This window comes from Paenibacillus sp. V4I9, assembly GCF_030817295.1.
Lineage (GTDB): Bacteria > Bacillota > Bacilli > Paenibacillales > NBRC-103111 > Paenibacillus_E.
The window spans coordinates 2,851,912-2,875,435 of sequence record NZ_JAUSZE010000001.1 but is presented as its reverse complement, the minus strand read 5'-3'; the positions used below and the strand labels follow the sequence as shown (position 1 = coordinate 2,875,435).

Below are 23,524 nucleotides of genomic sequence, written 5' to 3'. Positions count from 1 at the left end.
TCAGGACCCTCATCCCTTATAAAATTCATGAATCAAACGTTCTTGAGCTTCTTCAAATGTTAACTTCTCATTGGTTTTTTGCTTCGTAAAATCCCATATTGCCTCGATATTCTCCAAAGCGATATCAATATTTGGGTTAGAACCTTTTTGGTATGCCCCTATATTGATAAGATCTTCCGAATCTTTATATATAGAAAGAAGTCGCTTCAATTGATCTGCTGCTTCCATGTGTTCAGTAGGAACAATTTCTTTCATAACTCGGCTTACGCTGGATAAAACATCGATGGCTGGGTAGTGACCCTTATTAGCAATGCTGCGATTTAGGACAATATGTCCGTCCAAAATACCTCGCACTGCATCAGCGATAGGCTCATTCATGTCATCTCCATCTACAAGCACGGTATAAAAAGCGGTAATGGAGCCCTTTGGTCCCGTACCTGAACGCTCTAGAAGCCGCGGAAGCATTGCAAAAACCGAAGGCGTGTAACCACGTGTGGCTGGAGGTTCTCCAACAGCAAGTCCGACTTCACGCTGCGCCATAGCAAAACGAGTAACTGAATCCATCATCATCATGACATTTAAGCCGCGATCTCGGAAATACTCGGCAATGCTAGTTGCAATCATTGCACCTTTGATTCGGATCAAAGCGGGTTGATCCGACGTTGCAACAATCACAACGGATCTAGCAAGTCCTTCAGGACCTAAATCTCTTTCGATAAAGTCTAGAACCTCTCTACCACGCTCACCAATAAGTGCAATTACGTTGACATCAGCGGATGTATTACGGGCAATCATTCCCATCAACGTACTTTTACCTACACCAGAACCTGCGAAAATACCGACACGCTGACCCTTACCAATTGTTAATAAGCCATCAATACAGCGTACACCAACCGAAATTGGATTCAGAACGCGTGGACGTGTTAACGGGTTACCGGGTACATTATTCGTTGAATATTGTGCCATTCTAGAGGGTAGGAATGAACCATCTAAGGGTTGTCCCAAACCATCCAATACCTTACCAAGCAGCTCATGGCCAACTTGGACTGTAAGCGGCTTTCCGGTCCCTACGACATCGCATCCAGGGCCTATTGCATCCAAATCACCGAGCGGCATCAGGATTACTTTATTGCTGCGAAATCCAACGACCTCAGCCTTTAACGGCTTGTTAGACTTATGCGGATATATGTAGCAAAGATCACCTATGCTCACATCAGGACCTTCTGACTCAACTGTCAGCCCTATTACCTGCGTCACTTTACCGTTAACTCGAATGGGATCAATCGTATGTAGATGCTCCTTGTATTTATCAGCATTTGGCAGCTTGCTGCTCATGACTCGGATACCTCACTTTGAGTTGCCAATTGTCTTAGCGCAGACTTGATCTCTTTTAACTGAGTATCAATTCTGGCATCAATGCTTCCAAATGAGGAACGTATCACACAGCCACGGTCTTGTACCGTTGAGTCCGGGATAATTTGTAATTCCGCTTGAGAATCAATGGAAGTTAGTAATTCTTCGCGTGCATCTTGGATGTACGCAAACTGTGAAGGTGCTACACAAAGCGCGATAATCCCTTTTTCTCGTCTACGTGAAAGTACCATCTGAATTAAATCAATAACCCATTCTGGATTTAAAGTTAACTGACGCCCAATTACTTTCTCAGCGATGGAAGTGCTAAGCTCAATTAAGAAAGGTTCTGATTCTTGAATGATTTGCTGCTTAAGCTTGTAGGCTTGTTCCAAAATGGCTCGAGCCTCTGATAACATCTCACCGTATTCTTGTCGGAGGTTATCTTCGACTTGAACAATCCCTTGTTCGTACCCCTCTTCAAATCCTGATTGTCTGGATAGCGCGATGTGCTCCTCATCTTCAGCACGGCGGCTCTCCCACCAACTCGTGATTTCTGCATGTGTTTGTTCTCGGAGCGCAGCACACTCCTGCATAGCCTGATCGATTTGTTCATGGGCAAAAGTCTCAGCGTCTTGAAGGATCTGCTCCTTCATACTTGTGGCTTCTGTCAGTTCCTGCTGCTGTTCCGGAGTCAATTGATTCGCTTCATCCGTTAACATACCTGCGCGTAATAATTCAAGTGGTGGAATCGTTTCTACTAATTTCTTATCATCTAACGGAAAATAAGCAAATGATTTAATGACATTAGACAATAATATCATCTCCTCCACCACGTGCGATGATGATTTCACCAGATTCTTCTAAGCGGCGAATCGTTGCAACAATCCGGGTCTGAGCTTCTTCAACATCACGTAAACGTACGGGTCCCATAAATTCCATCTCTTCCTTAAAGGTATCCGCCATACGTTTGGACATATTCTTGAACAAGGCATCGCGAACTTCTTCGCTTGCAACTTTAAGAGCAAGCTGTAAATCAGCATTCTCAATGTCGCGAATAATTCGCTGAATGGAACGATTGTCGATATTGACAATATCTTCGAAGACAAACATCCGCTTCTTAATTTCTTCTGCAAGTTCCGGATCCTGTATTTCGAGGGAATCGAGAATGGTACGCTCTGTACCCCGATCGACACCATTCAGAATTTGAACGATAGAAGCAATACCACCTGCATTTGTGTAATCCTGAGTTACAGTTGACGATAGCTTTTGTTCAAGAACGCGCTCTACTTGACTAATGACTTCAGGAGAGGTGCTATCCATAAGCGCAATACGCTTAGCAACATCAGCTTGCTTTTCCTGTGGTAGTGAAGACAAGATGATCGAAGCTTGATCTGCTTGCAAATAAGACAATACCAAAGCGATTGTCTGGGAATTCTCATTTTGAATGAAGTTTAGAATTTGAGCAGGATCTGCTTTTCTTGCAAAATCGAAAGGTCTCACTTGCAAAGTTGCTGTCAAACGATTGATGATATCAAGCGCTTTTTGTGACCCCAAAGCCTTTTCTAAAATATCCTTGGCGTAAGCAATACCACCTTGAGAAATAAACTCTTGGGCTAAGCAGATCTGATGAAATTCAGATAAAATGGCTTCTTTTTCATAAGAATCTACTTTTCTAACATTCGCAATCTCAAGTGTTAACTGCTCAATTTCTTCTTCACGCAAGTGTTTAAATATTTGAGCAGACACCTCAGGGCCTAAACTGATCAAAAGAATGGCTGCCTTTTGTCGTCCGGTTAACCCTTGCAGAGCAGCTTTGGCCATACAAGTGCACCTCTATTCGTCTACTAACCAAGTACGAAGCAAATTAACAAAGTCTTCAGGTCGCTTTTTGGCAAGTGTCTCTAGTTGCTTGCGTACTTGATTGTCATTAGTAACATTTTCGATATCAATCGTTGGAAGCTCTGCTTTACCTGCTGCCATATTCATTTCTTGTTCCAATTGTTGTTGCACAGCTTTTCTTCGTTTTCTAATTGCGAAACCTGCAATTAATCCAATTGCTAGCGCCGCTAAAGCTAAACCTGCATACGTCAAGTACGTTGTGGTTTTCGAAGCGAGTGTGTCCGTTGGTCTAGCGAAAGAATGTGCGAATACTGTAACTTTTTTCTGTAAATCCTCGTCTGTATATGTAACCTTATTATCCGCTAAAGCTGTTCTTACGATGTTAACTAGTGCACTTTGGACCGCAGCCTTGGTCTCAGCCGTCAATGAGTTGGGATCATCTTTAACCGGAGGCTCAATCCCTACATTAATACTTAAATCTTTCACAACATAAGGCGTTGAGATAATATCGTTCGTAATACGGTTGACTTCATAATTGACAGTCTTATTATTTTTCTCTGAGTTAGACTTGCCTGAACTGGCCGCCCCTGGATAGCCTGGAACATCTGTAGTTCCTGTACCTGGTACTCCACCTGTATCAGCACCATTGTTCTGATACGACTCGCTTGCTTCCTGTAGAGAAATTTCCAACCCTTTTTGATCTACTTGATTCGGAGCGCTGACAAGCTGCTCTTTGCTTTTCTTTTGATCAAAATTCATTGTTGAGAATACACTTACATTCACTTTGTCACGGCCAAACATTGTACCCAGCATCGTATTGATATTCTTCTGTAAATCATTTCGGAACTGGTTATTAATATCCGCTTGACTAGTGACTAAACTCGTGGATGAAGTCCCGCCGACCTTCGAAGATACAAGACTCTGTCCATACTGGTCTGAGATTGTAATGTTCTCTAGAGGGAGATTCTTAACACTGTGTGATACTAAATTATAAATCGTATCAACCTTTGCTTGATCTAATGTATAGCCCTGTTTCGTTTGCACGACAACAGAAGCCGTTGCTTTCTCTTGCTGTTGCTGTAAGAAAGGTCCTTCTTCTGGAAGTGAGATGAGAACTTTTGAACTAGCGATTGCTTGATTAGCGTTAATCAATTGTTGAAGTTCGCCTTGTATCGCGTTCAAGTATTTCACTTTGAATTCGTTGTCTGTAATGCCAAATGAGCTGCTGTCGCTAAATGCACCAAAGCCTAATGAGCCGTTCTTATTTAAACCTTGGGACTCAACACCAAGCTTTACATTTGCTACTTCGCTTGTTGGTACTTCGATACTTTTTCCATCAGCGCTAAGATGATACGGAATCTTTGCGGTATCCAGATAGGACTTGATGGCTGAAGCATCACTTGGCTGCAATTCAGTAAATGCGAGTGAATACTCCGTTTTTGATAAATTAATACTTATAATTGCAGCAGTAAGAATCAGTAGGACAACCGTTGCTATAAAAGTGATTTTCGTAGTTCTACTATAACGATTCCAATATTGCTTCACCTTTTCCCAGTACTGGAGCAGGTTCTCGTTCACTCTGTCACCTCATCGAACCAAAATTTAGCAGCATCTAAGTCAATCACAGCTGCATTCTCATCATTTCTTGGTAAGCTTCAAGGACTTTGTTTCTGACTTGTACAGTCAACTCAAGTCCTAGCGATGCTTTCTCAGAGGCTATTGTCAGTTGATGAACATCGGAAAGCTCACCTTTGATGAAACTCTGATTCAAATTGTCCACTTGCTGTTGTTGCGTGTTTAAGTTTGTTATGGCGTTATTCAGGAACGAACCAAATCTTTTACCAAGGTCAGCAGCCCCTTCACCGGAGTTATCCTTTGGTTGAATGGAACTCATGATGTTTAGTGGACTGTAACTTATTTTGTCAATCATGATGCAACCTCCTGTAGTGGTTATCTACCAATTTCCAAAGCTTTGGTTATCATTGATTTACTTGCATTAAGGGCTGTTACATTCGCTTCATAAGATCTGGTAGCAGAGATCATATCAACCATTTCTTTAAGTACGTCGACATTGGGCATATAAACGAATCCGTTCCCATCCGCATCTGGGTGAGTTGGGTTATACACTTGCTTCAAAGGCGACTTATCTTCAAAAATTTTGTTCACCCTTACACCTTCACCAGTACCATCAGCCATTGCAGAATTAAGCGACTGCGCAAAGCTGGGCTGTGACTTCGTTTCAAAAGCAACTAACTTTCTTGTATAGGGAACCCATTTCCCATCTACGAACTTAGCACGTGTTGTATCAGCATTCGCTATATTAGAAGAGACAACATCCATTCTTAATCGCTGAGCAGTAAGTGCCGATGAACTGATGTCAAATCCATTGGTTAACCTCATTGGTTATTACTTCCCTCCTAAGACTGTGCGCATTTTTTTGAACTCGCTGTTCATTTGCTGAACCATTGCGTTGTATTTAAGTTGGTTTTTAGCCATTAACGACATTTCATAATCCATATCGACATTGTTCATATTATTGTTAATCGCTGTCGAATCATCTGTTTTTATTTCTGAATTTGGCAGATTTGTGGATTTCCCTATTAAGAAATGCCTGGGGTCTGTCCGATAACCTTCTATAGAGGGTGTTGATGAATTCATCTGACCTTGTAAAAGTTCTTCGAACACGACATCCGAACGCTTAAAGAAGGGTGTATCCGCATTGGCTACGTTGTTTGCTACAACCTTTTGCCTTAAAGTCGATGCATCAAGCGATCGCTCCATCAAGTTCCAACTTGGTTTGTCTAACAAAGACATATTCCTATACCCCCCGTCTATAGAATATTTGACATATACTTCAACATTGCATTTATCGATTCCTTCTTATTTCGACATTATTTTCATAAAATAATTCGAAATGGTCCTTATTGTAGAAATATGTAAAACATTCGGTAACCTTTCTTATCATCTAAGATATTACGATAACTTACAATAAGAAAAAAGCCCTATCTTTTACAAGACAGGGCTTTTCTATGTGTTTATCTACAGTTTCGTTTTTAATTGCTCGATACTTTGTATTAATTGCTCATTTAAAATACGGATATAAGTGCCCTTCATACCAAGCGAACGAGTTTCAATAACTCCGGCACTTTCCAGTTTGCGAAGTGCATTAACAATAACAGAACGAGTAATTCCTACCCGATCAGCAATTTTGCTCGCTACCAAAAGACCTTCCTTACCGTCTAATTCTTCAAAGATATGTTCCACCGCTTCCATTTCACTAAAAGATAAGGAACCGATCGCAACTTGAACGACTGCTTTGCTTCTAGCTTCTTCCTCTATTTCTTCGGCACGTTCTCTTAATATTTCCATCGCAATAACCGTAGATCCATATTCAGCCAAAACTAAGTCATCGTCAATGAAAGTTCCCTCACTACGACTTAAAATGAGCGTTCCCAAACGAGAGCCTCCACCAATAATTGGTACTAAAGTCGTATGCGTGTATGGAAACATATCTTTCATTTGCTCCGTGTAATAGAAATATGGACTGTCCGGTTCTGCTGTTGATGATGTTTCCTCAATCTTCAAGAGCAGATTGTTGGACTCCATCGGAAATCTGCGTTCAATTAATATGGTCTGATTCATTTCGGGTGAAACAGGATCATTCGTTACCGCATATCCTAAAATTTTGCCTTTGCGGCTAACGACGTAGATATTCGCAATAACAATATCACGCAGCACTTCGGCCATATCCATAAAGCTAACTGCGTTGCCAGCTTCTTTTTGCAGCAAGCGATTTAGCCTTCTTGTTTTATTTAATAAACTCATGTAACTGCCTCCTACTTACTTCACCATGCGATAGTTCTTTTTTTATAAGATATACTGACTTAAGTCTCGGTTTTGAACAATATCACTGAGTTTCTCACGCACATATTCCGGATTAATAACAATGGACTCCAAAGTAATCTCAGGCGCTTCAAATGATAAATCCTCAAGCAATTTTTCTAAAATGGTGTGTAACCGCCGAGCACCTATATTCTCTGTATTCTGATTAACTTCAACCGCGATACGAGCAATTTCATAAATAGCTTCGTCCGCAAACTCAACCGTTATACCTTCCGTTTGCAACAATGCTGTATATTGTTTAGTTAATGCATTTTTGGGTTCTTTTAAAATAGAAACAAAGTCTTCCAAGGTTAAATTACTTAACTCAACTCGAATCGGGAACCTTCCCTGAAGCTCTGGTATTAAATCAGAAGGCTTAGCAATATGGAAAGCACCTGCACCAATAAATAAGACATAGTCCGTCTTCACGGGCCCATATTTGGTTACAACCGTCGATCCCTCTACAATCGGCAAAATGTCCCTTTGAACACCTTCCCGAGAGATGTCTGGTCCAGTGCCGCCGCGGCTATTACTAGCGATCTTATCGATTTCATCAATAAAAATAATACCGGATTGTTCGGCGCGGTTAACAGATTCCTGGATCACTTCATCCATGTCAATCAATCTTTGTGCTTCTTCTTGAGCTAACACTTTCCTAGCTTCCTTTACAAGCAGCTTGCGTTTCTTCATTTTTTTCGGGAGAAGATTGCCGAACATCTCCTGCATATTCATACCAGCTTGTTCATTGCCTTGACCAGCTAGCATATCCATCATCGATGGTGAAGAGTCTTCCACCTCGATTTCTACAACTTCATTCTCTAATTTACCATTAGTCAATTGCTCAGCGATTTGAGCCCTTTTGGCAGCAAGTGAAGGATCTGGAGCGCTTTCTTCTTGATCCGGTTGGTTTTGCCCTCCAAACAGCATTTCTAGAGGGTTACGCTGTGTTTTGGAACGCGTAGGGCTCGGCGCCAGCAAGGTAACAAGACGCTCGTTAGCGAGCTTCTCAGCACGGTCTTTCACCTTTTCCATCCGCTCAGCTTTAACCATACGTACGGAAGTTTCGATCAGATCACGCACCATTGACTCTACATCGCGACCAACATAGCCGACTTCTGTGAATTTGGTGGCCTCTATCTTAATAAATGGTGCGCCTACCAATTTAGCTAGTCTGCGCGCAATTTCAGTCTTTCCAACGCCGGTAGGCCCGATCATGAGTATATTCTTCGGGACAATTTCATCCCGCATAGCCTCATCCACGAGGTTTCTCCGATAACGGTTTCGCAGAGCAATAGCAACCGATTTCTTCGCTTTTTTCTGACCTACTATGTATCGATCCAATTCTTGGACAATTTGTTTAGGTGTAAGGGAGCTGTTTGCCACTTTGGTACCCTCCTAAAAGTTTTGCTTTAGCAAAACTAACATCGTAAGTGTAAACTGAGTTTTCCGTAGAAAAACTTGCATCGTAAGCATTAACTATTCAATCTCTTCCACAATAATATTATGATTCGTAAACACACATATTTCGGCTGCAGTTGTTAAAGCAGCGTGGGCTATTTCCTTAGCACTTAGCGATGACGCATGGCGATGCAACGCTCTTCCTGCAGCTAATGCAAAGCTGCCACCAGACCCAATAGCTAAAATACCGTCATCAGGCTCTATAACTTCACCATTTCCCGAGAGCAGCAGTAAACCAGTTGAATCCATAACGATCATCATTGCTTCAAGCCGTCGCAGAACGCGATCCTGACGCCAATCCTTCGTAAGCTCTACCGCAGCACGCTGCAAATTACCGTGGTGTTCTTCAAGCTTGCCTTCGAATTTCTCGAAAAGTGTAATCGCATCGGCAACAGAACCAGCAAAACCAGCGATGACCTTCCCTCTATGTAAACGCCGAACTTTTTTGGCCGTGCTTTTCATAATCATGCTGTTGCCAAATGTCACTTGCCCATCACCGGCAATAGCTCCCTTACCTTGATGACGAATGGCAAAGATTGTTGTCGCATGAAACGTAGCTTGATTAGGATCCATCTCTTCTCACCTCTCAAATGGAATCATACACCATGAAAGTCACTCTATACGTTGGTTTCGGTCTCATAAATGAGATAAACCTCTAGCGAGGTCAATTCGAGAAATGACCGCATCTAGAGGTAAATGTATGAGGAAACGAATGAAAAATGCTACAAAACATAATTATAGTAACATAGCGAAGAGTCCAATTACAACCTACTCCGCATATGTTTTCGTAAAATTCTGAATACTCTCTAAAGCTCGATTAGCCAGCTTCTCGTATTTTTCTTTTTTATTGCGAATTCGTTCGGGTAACTGTGGAAGTAAACCGAAATTAGCATTCATCGGCTGAAAATGTTTGAAGTCAGCTGTCGTGATGTAATTCGCCATACTACCTAGAGTCGTTTCCTCCGGTACAACCAAACAAGGCTGCCCTTTAGCTAAACGCCCCGCATTCATACCTGCTATCAGACCGGAAGCCGCAGATTCCACATATCCTTCTACACCCGTCATTTGACCTGCAAAAAACAGATTTTCACGACGTTTAAATTGATAAGTAGGTTCAAGAAGCTTTGGAGAGTTTATAAACGTGTTGCGATGCATAACACCATAGCGTACGAACTCTGCTTGCTCTAACCCTGGAATCAAGGACAATACCCGTTTTTGCTCTCCCCATTTCAAATGGGTTTGGAAACCAACTAAGTTATACAAAGTCCCCGCTGCATTGTCTTGACGGAGTTGAACGACAGCATGCGGCATCTTACCTGTATGTGGATTTATTAAACCGACTGGTTTCATCGGACCAAACAGTACCGTTTGTCTACCGCGTTTCGCCATAACTTCTAAGGGCATGCAGCCTTCGAAATAAATTTCTTTCTCGAATTCCTTCAATTCAGCAACTTCAGCAGTTATTAATGCTTCATAGAAAACATTGAACTCTTCTTCTGTCATAGGACAGTTAAGGTAAGCTGCTTCTCCTTTGTCATAACGAGATGCCAGGTACACCTTATTCATATCAATGGAGTCCTTCTCCACTATCGGAGCTGCTGCATCATAGAAGTACAAGTACTCCTCACCCATAAGCTCTTTGAGGCCCGCAGAAAGAGCAGGTGATGTTAATGGACCTGAGGCAACTACCGTTATGCCTTCAGGCAAGGTTTGAACTTCCTCATTGCGAACCTCTATCAGCGGATGGTTGCGAAGCGTTGTTGTAACAGCTTGAGAGAACCCATCACGGTCAACAGCTAATGCGCCCCCTGCCGGTACAGCATGCTCATCTGCACAAGATAGAATGAGCGAATCCATACGTCTCATTTCTTCCTTCAGTACTCCGACAGCGTTGGTAAGGCCATTTGAACGTAGTGAGTTACTACAGACTAGTTCAGCAAATTGATCAGTTATATGTGCTGGGGTTTTTCGGACATTACGCATTTCGTATAAAGTAACAGGCACGCCCTGACGGGCAATTTGCCAGGCGGCTTCACTTCCAGCCAATCCTGCGCCGATGACTGTTACTCTTGGATATTCTGGCAAAATCGGACACCTCTAATCTTTCATATCATCTGAATTATCGTCACTAACTTCCTCTTTATGATCACAACCGGTACATTGAATATTCACGCCATTCTTGCTTCTTTTCTCGATCATCATCGAGCTGCAAACAGGACATGGCTTATTGACCGGTTTATCCCATGAGACAAAGTCACAGGCTGGGTACTGATCGCAACCATAGAAAACTCGGCCCTTTTTGCTTCTGCGTTCGACAATTTTCCCGGTATGACAAGTTGGACATGTAACACCAATATCTTTGATGATCGGTTTCGTATTGCGGCAATCTGGGAATCCAGAACATGCTAGAAACTTACCGAAGCGCCCCATTTTATAAACAAGATGTTTCCCGCATTTCTCGCAAATCTCATCCGAAATCTCGTCTTGGATTTCGATTTCCTTCATTTCCTCTTCAGCGAATATAAGCCGCTTTTCAAAGGACGTATAGAATGTATCCAGAACTCGAACCCAGTCCTCTTTTCCCTCTTCGACGAAGTCTAGCTCTTCTTCCATATGAGCCGTGAACTCAATATCGAGAATTTCAGGAAAAAACTCCTGCATTAATTGAATAACTAATTCACCAAGCTCTGTAGGTACGAATTTCTTCTCTTCGATTGCAACATACCCACGCTTCTGAATCGTCTCCAGTGTCGGTGCATACGTACTCGGACGCCCAATGCCCATTTCTTCTAACGCCCTAACTAAACGCGCTTCCGTATACCTTGGAGGCGGTTGAGTAAAGTGCTGCTTCGGATCCACGCTTTGCTTTTGCAAAGAATCCCCCTTGGTCAGAGGCGGAAGCAATTTGTCTTCTTCTGTCGTCCCGTCATCATTGCTCTCGACATATACTTTCATAAATCCAGCAAATTTCATCTTGGAACCATTCGCTCTAAATACGGTTTCACCAGCTGTTAAATCAATGGTCATCGTATCCAAGACGGCTGAAGCCATTTGACTTGCTACGAAACGATCCCAGACTAGCTTGTACAGACGATATTGATCTTTACTGAGAAATGCCTTCATTTGATCAGGTTCTCGAAGCACAGATGTAGGTCGAATACCTTCATGCGCGTCTTGCGCGTTAGCATTTTTCTTCGTGTACTGGCGTGGTGTCTCTGGGTAGAAGGCAGGACCATATTTACTAAAGATAAAATCTTTTGCTTCCTCTTGGGCAACCGGCGAAATGCGGGTTGAATCGGTACGCATGTAGGTAATCAAACCAACCGTACCTTCTTTTCCTAAGTCTATTCCTTCATATAACTGCTGAGCCACAGACATGGTCTTCGACGCACGGAAATTAAGTTTCCTCGCCGCTTCCTGCTGCATAGAGCTTGTAATGAAAGGAGGAGAAGGATTACGCCCACGTTCTTTCTCTTTCACTTCTTTCACTGTAAAAGCATCACTGCCCATCGCAGCTAAAATCAGATCGACATCCTCTTGCGAGTGCAGTTCCTTTTTCTCACCGTTAATGCTGTGATACTTTGCTTCGAACACGGTTTTACCAGCATCCAAAACAACGGTAATCGACCAATACTCTTCAGGCTCGAAGGCCTTAATCTCATTCTCTCTGTCTTGAATTAATTTAACCGCAACCGACTGTACACGGCCTGCAGATAATCCTTTTTTTACTTTCTTCCAAAGTAAAGGACTGATTTTATAACCAACGAGTCGGTCCAATATGCGACGAGCTTGCTGTGCGTTAACGAGATCTTGATTAATTCGACGCGGCGTTTTGAATGCATCTTTTACCGCATCCTTCGTTATTTCGTTAAATACAACACGACAGAGCTCTTCGGGACCTACATCCAAATAATGAGCTAAGTGCCAGGCAATAGCTTCACCTTCACGATCCGGATCCGCCGCCAGATATATTTTCTTCACTTTTTTACTTGCATCTTTTAATTCTTTCAGTATAGAACCTTTACCGCGGATTGTTATGTATTTAGGCTCAAAGTTACGATCCACTTCTACGCCAATTTGGCTTTTCGGAAGGTCGCGAATATGACCCATCGAGGCTTTTACTATAAATTTACTTCCCAAATATTTGCCGATGGTTTTGGCTTTTGCTGGTGACTCAACTATGACTAAAGAATCCGCCATGGATCGTCCTTCCTCCCCTCTTGGTTTCAAGGTAAAGTCTATTGGCGAGAAGAAAAGCTTCGTATTAGCCTATGCTAGTATGTAAGTAGAACCCGGAAGCTGTTTAATCGCCTTTTTCATTAGTAAAGATAACAGAACTGCATGCAAATGTCCAAACGTAAATTGACCGTCCTCTAACAGAGCATCAATCGAGACTGGTTCATTCGACAACTTTCGAACGATTTCGCCTTCCTCATCCGTTAGCGAAAATGTCGGCAAAGGCTTCTTCATGGCACCCCGATCTTCCGCATTTAACATATGTTTATAATCTTCTACAATCTCATCAACACGGGTAACCAGTTTAGCGCCATCCTTTAGAAGCTTGTGGACACCACTACTTTGGTTAGAGTCAATAGGACCAGAAATGGCGAATACATCTCTTGATTCATCCACGGCAAATTCAACAGTAATCAGTGATCCACTATCTTCTGCTGCTTCCACAACCGTAACTCCTAATGACAATCCTGCTATAATTCGATTCCTCTGCGGGAACATACCCGGCCTCATACCTGTGCCTATGGGATATTCAGAAATGATGACACCCTCTTGTTCTATATTTCGATATAATAATGCATTCTCACGCGGATAAATTTGATTAATCGCACATCCAAGAACAGCGACCGTTTTGGATTTACCTTGCAATGCACCAATATGGGCCTTGCTGTCAATCCCCCTTGCCAGTCCACTTACGACACCGAATCCTGCTCTCGAGAGGGCAGCTGCCCACTCCTCAGCAATCTTCTTACCATAAAGCGTAGGGGTACGTGTTCCTACCATACCGAGGAGACGCCCATTCAATAATGACACATTTCCTTTGACATATAACACCCATGGAGGTTGTGCAATTTCTTTAAGAATCGAAGGATAGTCCTCATCCAAAAGCGTTAGAATTTGAATGGATTGTTTCTTATATAACTGAAGCTTTTCCTCAACAAAAGTCGGTGTAAACCTCGTGGCGATTTGTTCTGCAATAGAAGTTCGGATACCTTTGGAGGCAATTGCTGCAGCTGAAAGCTCAAACAGTACGTGAGGATCAGGGAAACGGCTCAGGAGCTGAAGAATCGTTTTCCAACCAACGCCCTCTAGCTCGTGAAGGCCAAACAATATAAAACGATTATCCATAAGTATATACACTCCCTTCTTGAATAACAAATAGTTAAAAAGACAAGAAAAACAAAAAACCTCCCAAATCCCTGAATCAGGGAGATGGAAGGTTGCTTACCTTCGTTAGAAGAAAACTATTTTTTTGTGATGACTTTATCCAACATGCCTTTTTCTTCAAGCACACTTACAAGTGTGGAACCCATCTCGGATGGTGTTGCAGCAACGCGGATACCGCATCTTTCCATTGTTGCAACTTTCTCAGCTGCTGTTCCTTTACCACCGGAAATAATCGCGCCAGCGTGGCCCATACGTTTTCCTGGAGGAGCTGTTTTGCCGCCGATAAAGCCTACAACCGGCTTCGTCATGTTTGCAGCAACCCACTCAGCCGCTTCTTCTTCTGCCGTACCGCCGATTTCACCAATCATGATGACAGCATACGTATCTGGATCATCGTTAAAGCGCTTGAGGATATCGATGAACTCGGAGCCTTTAACAGGGTCTCCACCGATACCTACAGCAGAGGATTGTCCAATACCGCGAGTTGTCAATTGATGAACTGCTTCATACGTTAGTGTCCCGGAACGGGAAACTACACCTACGTGACCTGGCGTATGAATGTAACCCGGCATAATACCGATTTTGCACTCGCCTGGTGTAATAACGCCTGGACAGTTAGGTCCGATTAGAACGGTTTTCTTGCCTTCCAGGTAACGTTTCACGTTAACCATGTCAAGAACAGGAATACCTTCTGTGATACAGATAACGAGATCAAGTTCAGCTTCGATAGCTTCAATGATCGACTCTGCAGCGAAAGCTGGTGGTACATAGATAACGGATGCCGTAGCACCAGTTGCATTTTTAGCTTCGATAACAGTGTTGAAAACTGGAAGTTGAACTAGCTCACCGTTTTCCAATGTGATATCTACTTTTGTTCCGCCTTTACCTGGGGTTACGCCACCAACCATTTGTGTGCCGTATTCTAGGCCGCCTTTGGTATGAAACAAACCCGTAGCGCCGGTAATCCCTTGAGTAATGACTTTTGTATGTTTATTAACCAAAATACTCATGATCTTTTGTTCACATCCCCTATATTATTTGAAACCGCTCGGGTTTAAATTTTCCACATAAGAAAGATAAGTTTTCGGTCCCGAAAACCACTTTATTATTTGGCGATAAAACCTACATCTAAACGCGGTCGCTCATCTTTGAATTACCTCGATAGAGGTTTTCTCATTTAACTAATGCAACGATTTTTTGTGCGCCATCTGCCATGGAGTCAGCAGCGACAATGTTCAAGCCGGATTCGTTAAGAATCTTTTTACCAAGTTCAACGTTTGTTCCTTCAAGACGAACAACAAGCGGACGGGAAAGTCCAAGCTCTCTGGCAGCAGCTACAACACCATCAGCAATTACATCACAACGCATGATGCCACCGAAGATGTTAACGAAGATCCCTTTAACTTGCTCATCGGACAAGATGATTTTGAAAGCTTCTGTTACTTTCTCTTTCGTAGCACCGCCCCCTACGTCTAGGAAGTTGGCCGGGTCTCCGCCATAGTGCTTGATAATGTCCATAGTGGCCATAGCAAGTCCTGCGCCGTTGACCATACAACCGATGTTACCATCAAGAGAAATGTAGCTCAGGTCAAATTTAGAAGCTTGAATTTCTTTCGCATCTTCTTCTTCAAGGTCACGAAGCTCAACAATATCCTTGTGACGGAAAAGAGCGTTTGAATCAAAGTTCAATTTGGCATCAAGAGCCATAACGTCGCCAGAACCAGTAACAACCAAAGGGTTGATTTCGGCAATGGATGCGTCTTTCTCTACGAATGCTTTATAAAGAGCTAGCATGAATTTAACCGCTTTGTTAACAAGCTCGTTAGGAATGTTGATGGAGTAAGCAAGTCTGCGTGCTTGGAAAGCTTGAAGACCGATCGCAGGATCCACAACTTCTTTGAAGATTTTCTCAGGAGAATGCTCAGCAACCTCTTCAATCTCCGTACCGCCTTCTTCAGATGCCATCAAAACGACGCTACCTGTTGCACGGTCAACAACAACACCAACATAATATTCTTTCTTAATGTCACAGCCTTCTTCGATCAATAGGCGTTTAACTTCTTTGCCTTCAGGACCTGTTTGGTGAGTAACAAGAACTTTACCAAGAATTTCGCTAGCATATGTACGAACTTCATCGAGGCTTTTGGCTACCTTAACGCCGCCTGCTTTCCCGCGACCTCCGGCATGAATTTGCGCCTTTACAACAACGACGGATGTTCCGAGTTCTTTTGCTGCTTCAACAGCTTCGTCAACGGTAAAAGCAACTTTTCCGTTAGGAACGTTGACTCCGTACTGTCTCAGGACTTCTTTGCCTTGATACTCATGGATATTCATTTCCTAAAATCCTCCTATCAGTATGGAATTTCTAAACGTGCTATACAGGGAAAAAGTGTAATTTCCTATTTGTGTAGTGCACGAAATAAATCTTGCTGCCGGAATTAGTATCACACTTCTTCACAAGCCCTAACCATTGTATCACTAATTTTCGACAGTTTCCTTATTTTTTTCGTTAATGCGTTCGAAGTTTCCTTTCACGCTGAAAAACTTTAGCTATCACTTTCAACATAAAAAAAGACGCATTTTCAATTGCTGAAAAATACGTCTAGCTTCGGCTTTTTTAATAGAGCGGCGTTGTTGGTGTGTTCATCCGTGGTTCACGCTCCGCTTGTTTAATGAAGCGAAGCTCATTACCCGTGAAACTGCACACCAAGCATTGAATTGTAGGTTCTGGTTCTGGTATTGCGTCAGGATCCTTGAATTCTGTAATATTTCCTGATAGAGCGTCCTTCAAAAACGACTGAGAATAGCTAGTAATTACACTGAACTTGATACGATTGGAACGACAATTGGGACAAAAATATGGTTTCTCCTGCATATCATCACCTCTAGTTCCAGTATGTGCAAGCCGTACATTTTTAAAACGTACTGTGATCATTTACGGATTGCGTAATTTTACCATTATCGTATACAATTAGGACAAAGTATAAATCGGATCAATAAGGAAGCACCTTTTATCCCACTTTATGACAGCTCGAAACAGCTGCATAACTATGGAGAGGAAGGTGTTTTTTCATGTATGGCAAAGTCATGAGCGCTTGCTTGCAGGGAATAGAAGGTCAAACAATCGAAGTAGAAGTTGATATCTCAAGTGGCTTACCCCAAATTAACTTGGTTGGTCTCCCCGACTCGGCCATTCGGGAATCTGTCGAAAGAGTGCGCTCCTCCATTAAAAACTGCGGATACACATTCCCCATGGATCGGATTACGGTCAATCTCGCGCCAGCAGATTTACGCAAAGAAGGCTCATCTTTTGATTTAGCCATTGCGGTAGGAATTCTGATTACAACCGGTCAAGTGCCAATGGACAGCTTTCTGCACACTTTGTTTCTAGGTGAACTTGCATTGGATGGTACTCTTCGCCCTGTACCTGGCGTTCTTTCTATGGCGCATGCCGCTAAAAAGCTAGGGATTAAACGCGTCTGCCTTCCCTTTGCGAATGCTCCTGAAGCTGCTTTAATAGAAGGTATTGAGGTGTGCGCGATAACTAACCTTTCTGATTTTAAGTCCTGGAACAAGCAATCCCATCACGATTTTATATTTAATGGCACTAAATATAAAGATAGTGAAATTCCGACAATTTCTGCCGAAGAACGCAACTTTATCGAAGATTATGCCGATGTCAACGGACAGCATCAAGTGAAGCGTGCCATGATGATCGCCGCGGCCGGGATGCATAATATTCTATTAATCGGTCCTCCCGGAACGGGGAAAACGATGCTAGTTAAGCGCATGCCATCTATTCTGCCACCTATGTCTGACAAAGAAGCATTAGAAGTCACGAAAATATACAGTGCCTCAGGAAAGCTTATTGATCGCTCATCTCTCATGCGTACAAGATCTTTTAGAGCCCCTCATCATACGATTTCACCCGCCGGACTTGTCGGAGGAGGAACAATACCCAAACCGGGAGAAGTTAGCTTATCTCATCGCGGCATTCTTTTTCTAGATGAACTGCCGGAATTCACGAGAACTGCCCTCGAAGTACTTAGACAGCCACTTGAGGATCGTCATGTTACAATTGCAAGAGCAAGAGCGGTTTACACATTCCCCTCACACTTTATATTGGCCGCAGCCATGAATCCATGTCCGTGCGGGTATTATGGAGCCGAAACAGAAGCTAACGCTTGCATCTGCAGCCCTGCTAAAATTGTTCATTATCGTTCTAAGATATCAGGTCCCCTGCTTGATCGCATCGATCTACATGTGGAAGTACCCAAACCAAGTTACACCCAACTCAAGGAACGAAACAATCACTTGTCCTCAAAAGAAATGTTAATGCAAGTTATGCGCGCACATCAAAGACAACAACAACGTTATGCAGGATCTGGCATTCAATATAATAATGAATTAAGCGGTAAGCGGATGAGACAAATTTGTCATCTAACCGTAGAAGGTGATCAACTGCTCAGTGCCTCTTTTGAAGCTTTGGGACTTAGTGCAAGAGCCCATGATCGCATTCTAAGGCTAGCCTTAACCATCGCCGATCTTGAGGAATGTGACAATATCCAGCCGCAGCATCTGGCAGAGGCGATTCAATATCGTAATTTGGATAAAAAGCAACAAATTGAAGAGATTGAAATCTGATGTTATGTTAACTCCTCAATTTCCTAAAAAAAGAGCCCTTTGACGCGTTGTCTTATCGACAGACGACTCTCAAAAGGCTCCTTGTATGTGTTCAATATGAGGCGCTGCTCCATCCACGGATAGTTCTACAGTAATCACATCAAATTGAATGGACTGCTCGTATTTTTGAAATCGATGTAAGTAAAATTGTGCTGTCTCTTTGACTTTCAACTGCTTACGATAGTCGACGGATTCTTTGGCTGAACCAAAACGACCTGAAGGGCGTCTTGTTCTGACCTCAACAAAAATTAACTTGTTGGCTTTCTCTGCAATAATATCAAGCTCGCCAGTACGGCAGCGCCAATTACGTGCCACAATTCGGTATTCACGCTCACTAAGAAATGCTTCAGCCAACTCTTCGCCAAGCTTCCCCAACTGCTTCCGGTCATCTTTACGAAGTTCCGTCATCCATTATTCCTCGACGATCTCATTCGGTTATCTGAACGATAGATAAAACTTAATACCTCAGCGACCAATTGATACAGTTCCGGGGGGATTTCTTGATCCAAATCCAGCTTAGACAACACTTCAACCAAAGAAGAATCCTCTTGAATGGGGATCCCATTCTCCTTGGCTTTCTGAAGAATGGCTTCTGCCATGTGCCCTTTCCCTTTAGCAATAAGGGTTGGGGCTTTTTGCGCTTCAGGTGAGTAGCGAAGCGCTACAGCCTTCTTAAGAGGGGTCGGTTGCGACTCCTCGTGTGCATTCCTTTGCTTAGTCATGCTCGGAAATCCACCCCTTTGTAGGCTTTTGGCTGATAGAGCGCTCGAAGATCTACTCTACCATCCGATGGCCCTTGCTTGGAAGCTTCATTCTCCGCAGCAGGCGGCAGCGGATATGGCGAGCATTTTAATGAGATAAACTGATACCCCGCTTTATTCATGGCAGCTGTTATTTCTTCTTTGGACTCCTCCATTAGAGGAGCTAACGCAGGATGATCATTATGGATGTTTAAAGATACGATTTTATTGACTACATGCACATCGAGCAAAGTATTGCCCATCACTTTCATTTGCAGGTCGAACAGTAAACGACAATTGCTCGCGTCAACTTCCCCGCGCTTTCCTTTGCGGGATTGGATGTGAATGGCGGCAGATTGCTGGCCAGTACCATCCATGAAGGGGACAAACAATGTCATATGTGCAAACATAGAGCTCTTGTCACCTGTCAACATGAGTTGTTGCCCTGTAATTTGCCCAAGGGCTTGCTGCGCCGCCTCTTTGAGCGGCGCTGGCGTGTCATCAGAGGCTGTAAGCTGCAGCAGCAGACTCTTCAGTGTGTCAGCAGCAGGTTTGACGGGGTCATCCTGCTGGGATGCTGTGGCGATCAGATTAGGCAGCTGATCGTCAGTGTTGTTGCGCCCACGTTGGATAGCGTCTGCTCGCTCATCTAGCTTCACCGCTAGATTAGACTCGTGCTCCACGCCTACGGCTTTGAGCATGCGGCTGATCCAGTTTGTCTCTGGAGCAGCCTCGACCTCTTGAGGCGCGCTATTATGCGCCTCTGGCGGAGCCGCCTTCTGCTTCGCAGGCGGCTCTTGGTTCACAGGCGAACCCGCCACGGGCGGTTCGCCTTCACCTGCAGGCTCAGCGCTGCGCGCCTGAGCCTCTGGCTGGGCCGCCCCCGCTGCGCGGGCGGCCTGCAACCCCGCCGTCGGCAGCGCCGAGGCGGCGGTAACGGTCTCCGCGCGTGGCGCAGCGGTCGCAGGCGCGCTGCCGGGCACTATTGCAGGCGGCGACCCTGCGGGAGCCGCCTTAGCCCCACCGCCAGCCTGCGGAGCAGCTGGCGTAACGGCAACGTCCGCGGCCGGCGCCTCCGGCGGCCGCCGCAGGCCACGTTGCTGCGGCGGAAGCGCGCAGCTCCTTGAGCAGCGATACCACCTGCTTCGCTGTATCAGCCGCCGGATGTGCCGGATCTTGCTCAAGCATGGCTATCGCCTGCTGCTCTAGCTGCTCCAGCACCTTACCCACAGGTGGCCCCGTGGTAACCTGTCTCAAAGCCCCCACAGTCGTCTCTGTAAGCGGAAATCCCTTTTTATAGGCAAGTACAGCCGCTTGTGTCCATTCTTCCTTATTGACATCCTCAGGCATGCTGCGCATCACAGCCTCAAAATCCTTCACATTCTCCTTAGATACCGGAACGCCTTCTTGCTGCATCTGCTGCACCATTTGACGATTCCCAGCTGTATCTTTAAGCGTGAAAGCCTTTAACAGCTCACTAAGCGAATCATCCGCAATTTGTACATCTGACGCCGTTAGTGGCTTGAGCAGGATTTGACCGCCACTAGATTCAGGCTGTACTTGCAGCATCGTAACATCCCCTTGCTTAAGGGGAGTTTCCAACTTAGCCCGCACCTGCACGCCGCCAATATTAATCAACGCTTCTTGGTCACTGAGCAACTGAAGCACAACACCTTTTACAATTTGTCCTACTTTTAATTCAAGCACCTTACTTTCAGATGCTGTTAAATCGCCAACTAAACTGCGAATTAAACCACTAATATTCATGGCGCTCACCTCAAATCTTCCTAAAACACTTATGTATATTATCGGCGGCTTCGTGCCTTTTCGTTACAATAATAAGTTAAATGAGATCCAATTCCAGCTGTTCAGACTCGAGCACTATCTCTTTCTCATCCAACTGTGCCATCACTTTACGTATAAATAATTTCCGATGCAGCGGTGTAGGTCCATAGCGCAAGAGCATTTCTCTATGGTGCTTTGTTGCATATCCTTTATGTATAGCAAGTCCATATTCGGGAAACTGCTCATCCCAATCCACACACATACGATCTCGGGTAACCTTGGCAATAATCGATGCGGCTGCAATAGATTGACTAAGTGCATCTCCATGAATGATCGCGGATTGTTCTATGTCCACATCAATGTTCTCCGCATCCACAAGAAGAAAATCAGGTGCTATGTTTAACTGCTCCACTGCCTGCTTCATAGCAAGCCTTGCCGCCTGTTTTATATTGATCGCTTCAATTCTATCTACATCCACAATGCCTACACCTATAGCTAAAGCCTCAGCCATGATCTGATCATAGAGGATATCTCGCTTCTTTTCAGAAAGCTTCTTGGAGTCGTCCACACCCTCCAGCACATATCCCATCGGAAGTATAACAGCAGCTGCGACTACATCCCCAAATAAACAGCCTCTGCCTACCTCATCAATACCCGCTATTAGAGTAAAACCTTGCTCCCACAGTTGTTTTTCATACGCTAGCAATGGCTTTCCGCCCCTTTCCATCTCCTCATTATAAAGGATTGGCGCTTGGTCAAGCCACACCCATTTTTTTCAATGTTCTTAATTAAAAAAGAAAAAGCCACCCGAACCCGCTTGATCAGCTGAGTCCAAAAGTGACCGTTACTTTTCTATAATTTTACTGCCCTGACTATCTTTTATCTAAGGGCCTCTCCAAAGAAATACGCCCCATCTTACCCGCCCTAAGCTCACGAATAATGATTAAAGAGGCTTTGTCCAAATCCACTTTGCCCCCGCTCACAATCGCTCCACGCTTACGACCGATAGCTTCCATGACTTTGACCATTTCCTGTATGTCGTCCAAATCCTCAGGAAGGTCTTGTACCCCAAATCGTTCTTGAATACCGGCCCCATAATTCTGAACCATGTATTTAACGACAAAGAGTGCAATCTCATCTAAATGAAGCAGCTCTTCTTTAATAGCGCCCGTTGCTGCCAATCTCATTCCAACCATTTGGTCTTCGAATTTTGGCCACAAAATACCCGGCGTATCGAGCAAGTCCATTTCGGTTCCAACTTTAATCCATTGCTGCCCCTTCGTAACACCAGGCTTATCTCCGGTTGCCGCAATCTTCTTTCCTGCTAACTGATTAATCAACGTCGATTTCCCAACGTTTGGGATACCCACAATGAGCGCCCTTACGGCACGGGGATTAATCCCTTTGCTAAGTTGCCGTTCAATTTTATGTGCCCAAAGCTGTTTAACTCGCGGCAAAATTTCTTTGACGTGCGTTCCGGTTGCTGCATCAATTGGCAATGCTGGTAGGCCCTGATCAGCAAAATACTTAACCCAATCTGCCGTCACTTGCGGATCTGCCAAGTCATTCTTATTAAGCAGAACCAAACGAGGTTTACCTTTTAAAATCTCATCTACCATCGGGTTCCGACTGGAGAGCGGTATGCGGGCATCCAAGAGCTCGATCACAACATCAATCAGCTTTAGCTTTTCTTCAATCTGTCTTCGGGCCTTGGTCATGTGACCGGGAAACCATTGAATGGTCATTCTTCTTCACCTCAAAAATGTATGAAACTGATTTTGCTCACTGGCCAAAAAATGACTTCCGCACGGCCTACAATTTTGTTGTAAGGTATGAAGCCAATCGCTCGGCTGTCTTTGGAGTTACCACGGTTATCTCCCATTGCGAATATTTCACCATCAGGTACTTTTTTCTCTTGAAAATCTGATAACGTATTATAGGCATGTCCTTCTTTTTTCGCCTGCTCAATCGCTTCCTTGATGTAAGGCTGATCAATTTCTTGACCGTTAATGAAAACTTTGTCACCCGTAACCTTTACGGTCTCACCTGGAAGAGCAATTACGCGTTTAATGTAATCTTTACCTTCCGGTGCATGGAAAACGATGACTTCTCCACGTTTGGGTGAGCGAATATCATAAACAATTTTATTGACAATGAGTCGTTCACCTGTGAAAAAGTTCGGACGCATGGAATCTCCATCAACAATAAAAGGAGAGAACAGGAACCAACGAATGATAATCACGAGCACTCCCGCAATCACTAATGCTTTGATCCATTCCCATGTTTCGCTTTTCGCTGTTTTAACGGGAGTCGTTTCCGTTGTTGTATCCGGCTCTATGTAAGGCTTCTCTTGATTATTTTGTTCCATCACTGATTGCCTCTTT

Annotated in this window: 23 protein-coding genes; 1 reads left to right on the top strand and 22 read right to left on the bottom strand. The window is 43.9% G+C overall.

Going from position 1 to position 23,524, the window contains the following annotated elements; genetic code table 11:
- Positions 1–9: 9 nt before the first annotated feature.
- From fliI to QFZ81_RS13100, 16 genes are all read right to left on the bottom strand, one after another.
- The gene (gene fliI, locus QFZ81_RS13175; RefSeq protein WP_307443516.1) at positions 10–1,335 is read right to left on the bottom strand and encodes a flagellar protein export ATPase FliI; all 1,326 of its coding nucleotides are present in this window, start codon (positions 1,333–1,335) and stop codon (positions 10–12) included.
- Entirely contained in the window at positions 1,332–2,174 is an 843-nt protein-coding gene (locus QFZ81_RS13170; protein WP_373462657.1) for a FliH/SctL family protein, read from the bottom strand. Before QFZ81_RS13170 ends, fliI begins: the two co-directional genes overlap by 4 nt.
- Complete coding sequence (fliG, locus tag QFZ81_RS13165; protein ID WP_171648839.1) at positions 2,158–3,174, bottom strand: flagellar motor switch protein FliG; 1,017 nt, start codon at positions 3,172–3,174, stop codon at positions 2,158–2,160. The genes QFZ81_RS13170 and fliG overlap by 17 nt, the downstream gene beginning before the upstream one ends.
- Before the next feature lie 12 nt (positions 3,175–3,186).
- Positions 3,187–4,770, bottom strand: coding sequence for a flagellar basal-body MS-ring/collar protein FliF (fliF, locus tag QFZ81_RS13160; RefSeq protein ID WP_307443519.1), 1,584 nt, complete (start codon positions 4,768–4,770; stop codon positions 3,187–3,189).
- Between the two features lie 43 nt (positions 4,771–4,813).
- Positions 4,814–5,122, bottom strand: coding sequence for a flagellar hook-basal body complex protein FliE (fliE, locus tag QFZ81_RS13155; RefSeq protein ID WP_173185921.1), 309 nt, complete (start codon positions 5,120–5,122; stop codon positions 4,814–4,816).
- Between the two features lie 20 nt (positions 5,123–5,142).
- Positions 5,143–5,592, bottom strand: a complete 450-nt coding sequence (gene flgC / locus QFZ81_RS13150; RefSeq protein ID WP_171648834.1) for a flagellar basal body rod protein FlgC — start codon at positions 5,590–5,592, stop codon at positions 5,143–5,145.
- Between the two features lie 6 nt (positions 5,593–5,598).
- Positions 5,599–6,006, bottom strand: coding sequence for a flagellar basal body rod protein FlgB (gene flgB / locus QFZ81_RS13145; protein WP_307443521.1), 408 nt, complete (start codon positions 6,004–6,006; stop codon positions 5,599–5,601).
- A gap of 225 nt (positions 6,007–6,231) precedes the next feature.
- Positions 6,232–7,017, bottom strand: coding sequence for a GTP-sensing pleiotropic transcriptional regulator CodY (gene codY / locus QFZ81_RS13140; RefSeq protein WP_029195350.1), 786 nt, complete (start codon positions 7,015–7,017; stop codon positions 6,232–6,234).
- Positions 7,018–7,059: 42 nt separating this feature from the next.
- Entirely contained in the window at positions 7,060–8,457 is a 1,398-nt protein-coding gene (gene hslU, locus QFZ81_RS13135) for an ATP-dependent protease ATPase subunit HslU (protein ID WP_307443524.1), read from the bottom strand.
- A gap of 93 nt (positions 8,458–8,550) precedes the next feature.
- Complete coding sequence (hslV, locus tag QFZ81_RS13130; protein ID WP_047672807.1) at positions 8,551–9,105, bottom strand: ATP-dependent protease subunit HslV; 555 nt, start codon at positions 9,103–9,105, stop codon at positions 8,551–8,553.
- Positions 9,106–9,300: 195 nt separating this feature from the next.
- Positions 9,301–10,617, bottom strand: coding sequence for an FADH(2)-oxidizing methylenetetrahydrofolate--tRNA-(uracil(54)-C(5))-methyltransferase TrmFO (gene trmFO / locus QFZ81_RS13125; protein ID WP_307443527.1), 1,317 nt, complete (start codon positions 10,615–10,617; stop codon positions 9,301–9,303).
- 12 nt (positions 10,618–10,629) lie between these two features.
- Positions 10,630–12,732: a type I DNA topoisomerase gene (gene topA, locus QFZ81_RS13120; RefSeq protein WP_307443528.1), complete on the bottom strand. Its 2,103-nt coding sequence runs from the start codon at positions 12,730–12,732 to the stop codon at positions 10,630–10,632.
- Between the two features lie 69 nt (positions 12,733–12,801).
- Positions 12,802–13,893 carry a DNA-processing protein DprA gene (dprA, locus tag QFZ81_RS13115; RefSeq protein ID WP_307603027.1) on the bottom strand — a complete coding sequence of 364 codons (1,092 nt, stop codon included), beginning with the start codon at positions 13,891–13,893 and terminating at the stop codon, positions 12,802–12,804.
- Between the two features lie 116 nt (positions 13,894–14,009).
- A complete protein-coding gene (gene sucD, locus QFZ81_RS13110) occupies positions 14,010–14,942 on the bottom strand; it encodes a succinate--CoA ligase subunit alpha (RefSeq protein ID WP_029195344.1) in 933 nt (310 codons plus the stop codon).
- 163 nt (positions 14,943–15,105) lie between these two features.
- Positions 15,106–16,266: an ADP-forming succinate--CoA ligase subunit beta gene (gene sucC, locus QFZ81_RS13105; RefSeq protein WP_307443531.1), complete on the bottom strand. Its 1,161-nt coding sequence runs from the start codon at positions 16,264–16,266 to the stop codon at positions 15,106–15,108.
- A gap of 283 nt (positions 16,267–16,549) precedes the next feature.
- The gene (locus QFZ81_RS13100) at positions 16,550–16,807 is read right to left on the bottom strand and encodes a hypothetical protein (protein WP_047672798.1); all 258 of its coding nucleotides are present in this window, start codon (positions 16,805–16,807) and stop codon (positions 16,550–16,552) included.
- A gap of 197 nt (positions 16,808–17,004) precedes the next feature.
- Here QFZ81_RS13100 and QFZ81_RS13095 point away from each other — a divergent pair, with 197 nt between their 5' ends.
- On the top strand, positions 17,005–18,576 hold the full coding sequence (locus tag QFZ81_RS13095; RefSeq protein WP_307443534.1) for a YifB family Mg chelatase-like AAA ATPase: 1,572 nt from the start codon (positions 17,005–17,007) through the stop codon (positions 18,574–18,576).
- A gap of 69 nt (positions 18,577–18,645) precedes the next feature.
- Here the strand turns inward: QFZ81_RS13095 and QFZ81_RS13090 are convergent, their stop codons facing one another.
- From QFZ81_RS13090 to lepB, 6 genes are all read right to left on the bottom strand, one after another.
- Positions 18,646–19,023: a YraN family protein gene (locus QFZ81_RS13090; RefSeq protein WP_307443536.1), complete on the bottom strand. Its 378-nt coding sequence runs from the start codon at positions 19,021–19,023 to the stop codon at positions 18,646–18,648.
- Positions 19,020–19,337, bottom strand: coding sequence for an EscU/YscU/HrcU family type III secretion system export apparatus switch protein (locus QFZ81_RS13085; protein WP_307603026.1), 318 nt, complete (start codon positions 19,335–19,337; stop codon positions 19,020–19,022). The genes QFZ81_RS13090 and QFZ81_RS13085 overlap by 4 nt, the downstream gene beginning before the upstream one ends.
- The gene (locus QFZ81_RS13080; protein ID WP_307603024.1) at positions 19,334–20,539 is read right to left on the bottom strand and encodes a hypothetical protein; all 1,206 of its coding nucleotides are present in this window, start codon (positions 20,537–20,539) and stop codon (positions 19,334–19,336) included. The genes QFZ81_RS13085 and QFZ81_RS13080 overlap by 4 nt, the downstream gene beginning before the upstream one ends.
- A 659-nt stretch (positions 20,540–21,198) precedes the next feature.
- Positions 21,199–21,846, bottom strand: coding sequence for a ribonuclease HII (locus tag QFZ81_RS13075; protein WP_307443539.1), 648 nt, complete (start codon positions 21,844–21,846; stop codon positions 21,199–21,201).
- A gap of 166 nt (positions 21,847–22,012) precedes the next feature.
- Positions 22,013–22,885 (bottom strand): ribosome biogenesis GTPase YlqF, encoded by an 873-nt coding sequence (gene ylqF, locus QFZ81_RS13070; protein WP_307443541.1) that lies wholly within the window; start codon positions 22,883–22,885, stop codon positions 22,013–22,015.
- Positions 22,886–22,896: 11 nt separating this feature from the next.
- Positions 22,897–23,508 (bottom strand): signal peptidase I, encoded by a 612-nt coding sequence (gene lepB / locus QFZ81_RS13065; RefSeq protein WP_307443543.1) that lies wholly within the window; start codon positions 23,506–23,508, stop codon positions 22,897–22,899.
- Positions 23,509–23,524: the final 16 nt, after the last annotated feature.

Excerpts from the sequence above, each read along its gene's own strand:
- QFZ81_RS13100 (WP_047672798.1), bottom strand. The coding sequence starts at position 16,807 with ATGCAGGAGAAACCATATTTTTGTCCCAATTGTCGTTCCAATCGTATC.
- ylqF (WP_307443541.1), bottom strand. The coding sequence starts at position 22,885 with ATGACCATTCAATGGTTTCCCGGTCACATGACCAAGGCCCGAAGACAG.
- QFZ81_RS13090 (WP_307443536.1), bottom strand. The coding sequence starts at position 19,023 with ATGACGGAACTTCGTAAAGATGACCGGAAGCAGTTGGGGAAGCTTGGC.
- lepB (WP_307443543.1), bottom strand. The coding sequence starts at position 23,508 with ATGGAACAAAATAATCAAGAGAAGCCTTACATAGAGCCGGATACAACA.
- topA (WP_307443528.1), bottom strand. The coding sequence starts at position 12,732 with ATGGCGGATTCTTTAGTCATAGTTGAGTCACCAGCAAAAGCCAAAACC.
- fliI (WP_307443516.1), bottom strand. The coding sequence starts at position 1,335 with ATGAGCAGCAAGCTGCCAAATGCTGATAAATACAAGGAGCATCTACAT.
- QFZ81_RS13170 (WP_373462657.1), bottom strand. The coding sequence starts at position 2,174 with ATGATATTATTGTCTAATGTCATTAAATCATTTGCTTATTTTCCGTTA.
- hslV (WP_047672807.1), bottom strand. The coding sequence starts at position 9,105 with ATGGATCCTAATCAAGCTACGTTTCATGCGACAACAATCTTTGCCATT.
- sucC (WP_307443531.1), bottom strand. The coding sequence starts at position 16,266 with ATGAATATCCATGAGTATCAAGGCAAAGAAGTCCTGAGACAGTACGGA.
- sucD (WP_029195344.1), bottom strand. The coding sequence starts at position 14,942 with ATGAGTATTTTGGTTAATAAACATACAAAAGTCATTACTCAAGGGATT.
- dprA (WP_307603027.1), bottom strand. The coding sequence starts at position 13,893 with ATGGATAATCGTTTTATATTGTTTGGCCTTCACGAGCTAGAGGGCGTT.
- flgB (WP_307443521.1), bottom strand. The coding sequence starts at position 6,006 with ATGTCTTTGTTAGACAAACCAAGTTGGAACTTGATGGAGCGATCGCTT.
- QFZ81_RS13085 (WP_307603026.1), bottom strand. The coding sequence starts at position 19,337 with ATGACTAAGCAAAGGAATGCACACGAGGAGTCGCAACCGACCCCTCTT.
- flgC (WP_171648834.1), bottom strand. The coding sequence starts at position 5,592 with ATGAGGTTAACCAATGGATTTGACATCAGTTCATCGGCACTTACTGCT.
- fliG (WP_171648839.1), bottom strand. The coding sequence starts at position 3,174 with ATGGCCAAAGCTGCTCTGCAAGGGTTAACCGGACGACAAAAGGCAGCC.
- QFZ81_RS13095 (WP_307443534.1), top strand. The coding sequence starts at position 17,005 with ATGTATGGCAAAGTCATGAGCGCTTGCTTGCAGGGAATAGAAGGTCAA.
- fliE (WP_173185921.1), bottom strand. The coding sequence starts at position 5,122 with ATGATTGACAAAATAAGTTACAGTCCACTAAACATCATGAGTTCCATT.
- codY (WP_029195350.1), bottom strand. The coding sequence starts at position 7,017 with ATGAGTTTATTAAATAAAACAAGAAGGCTAAATCGCTTGCTGCAAAAA.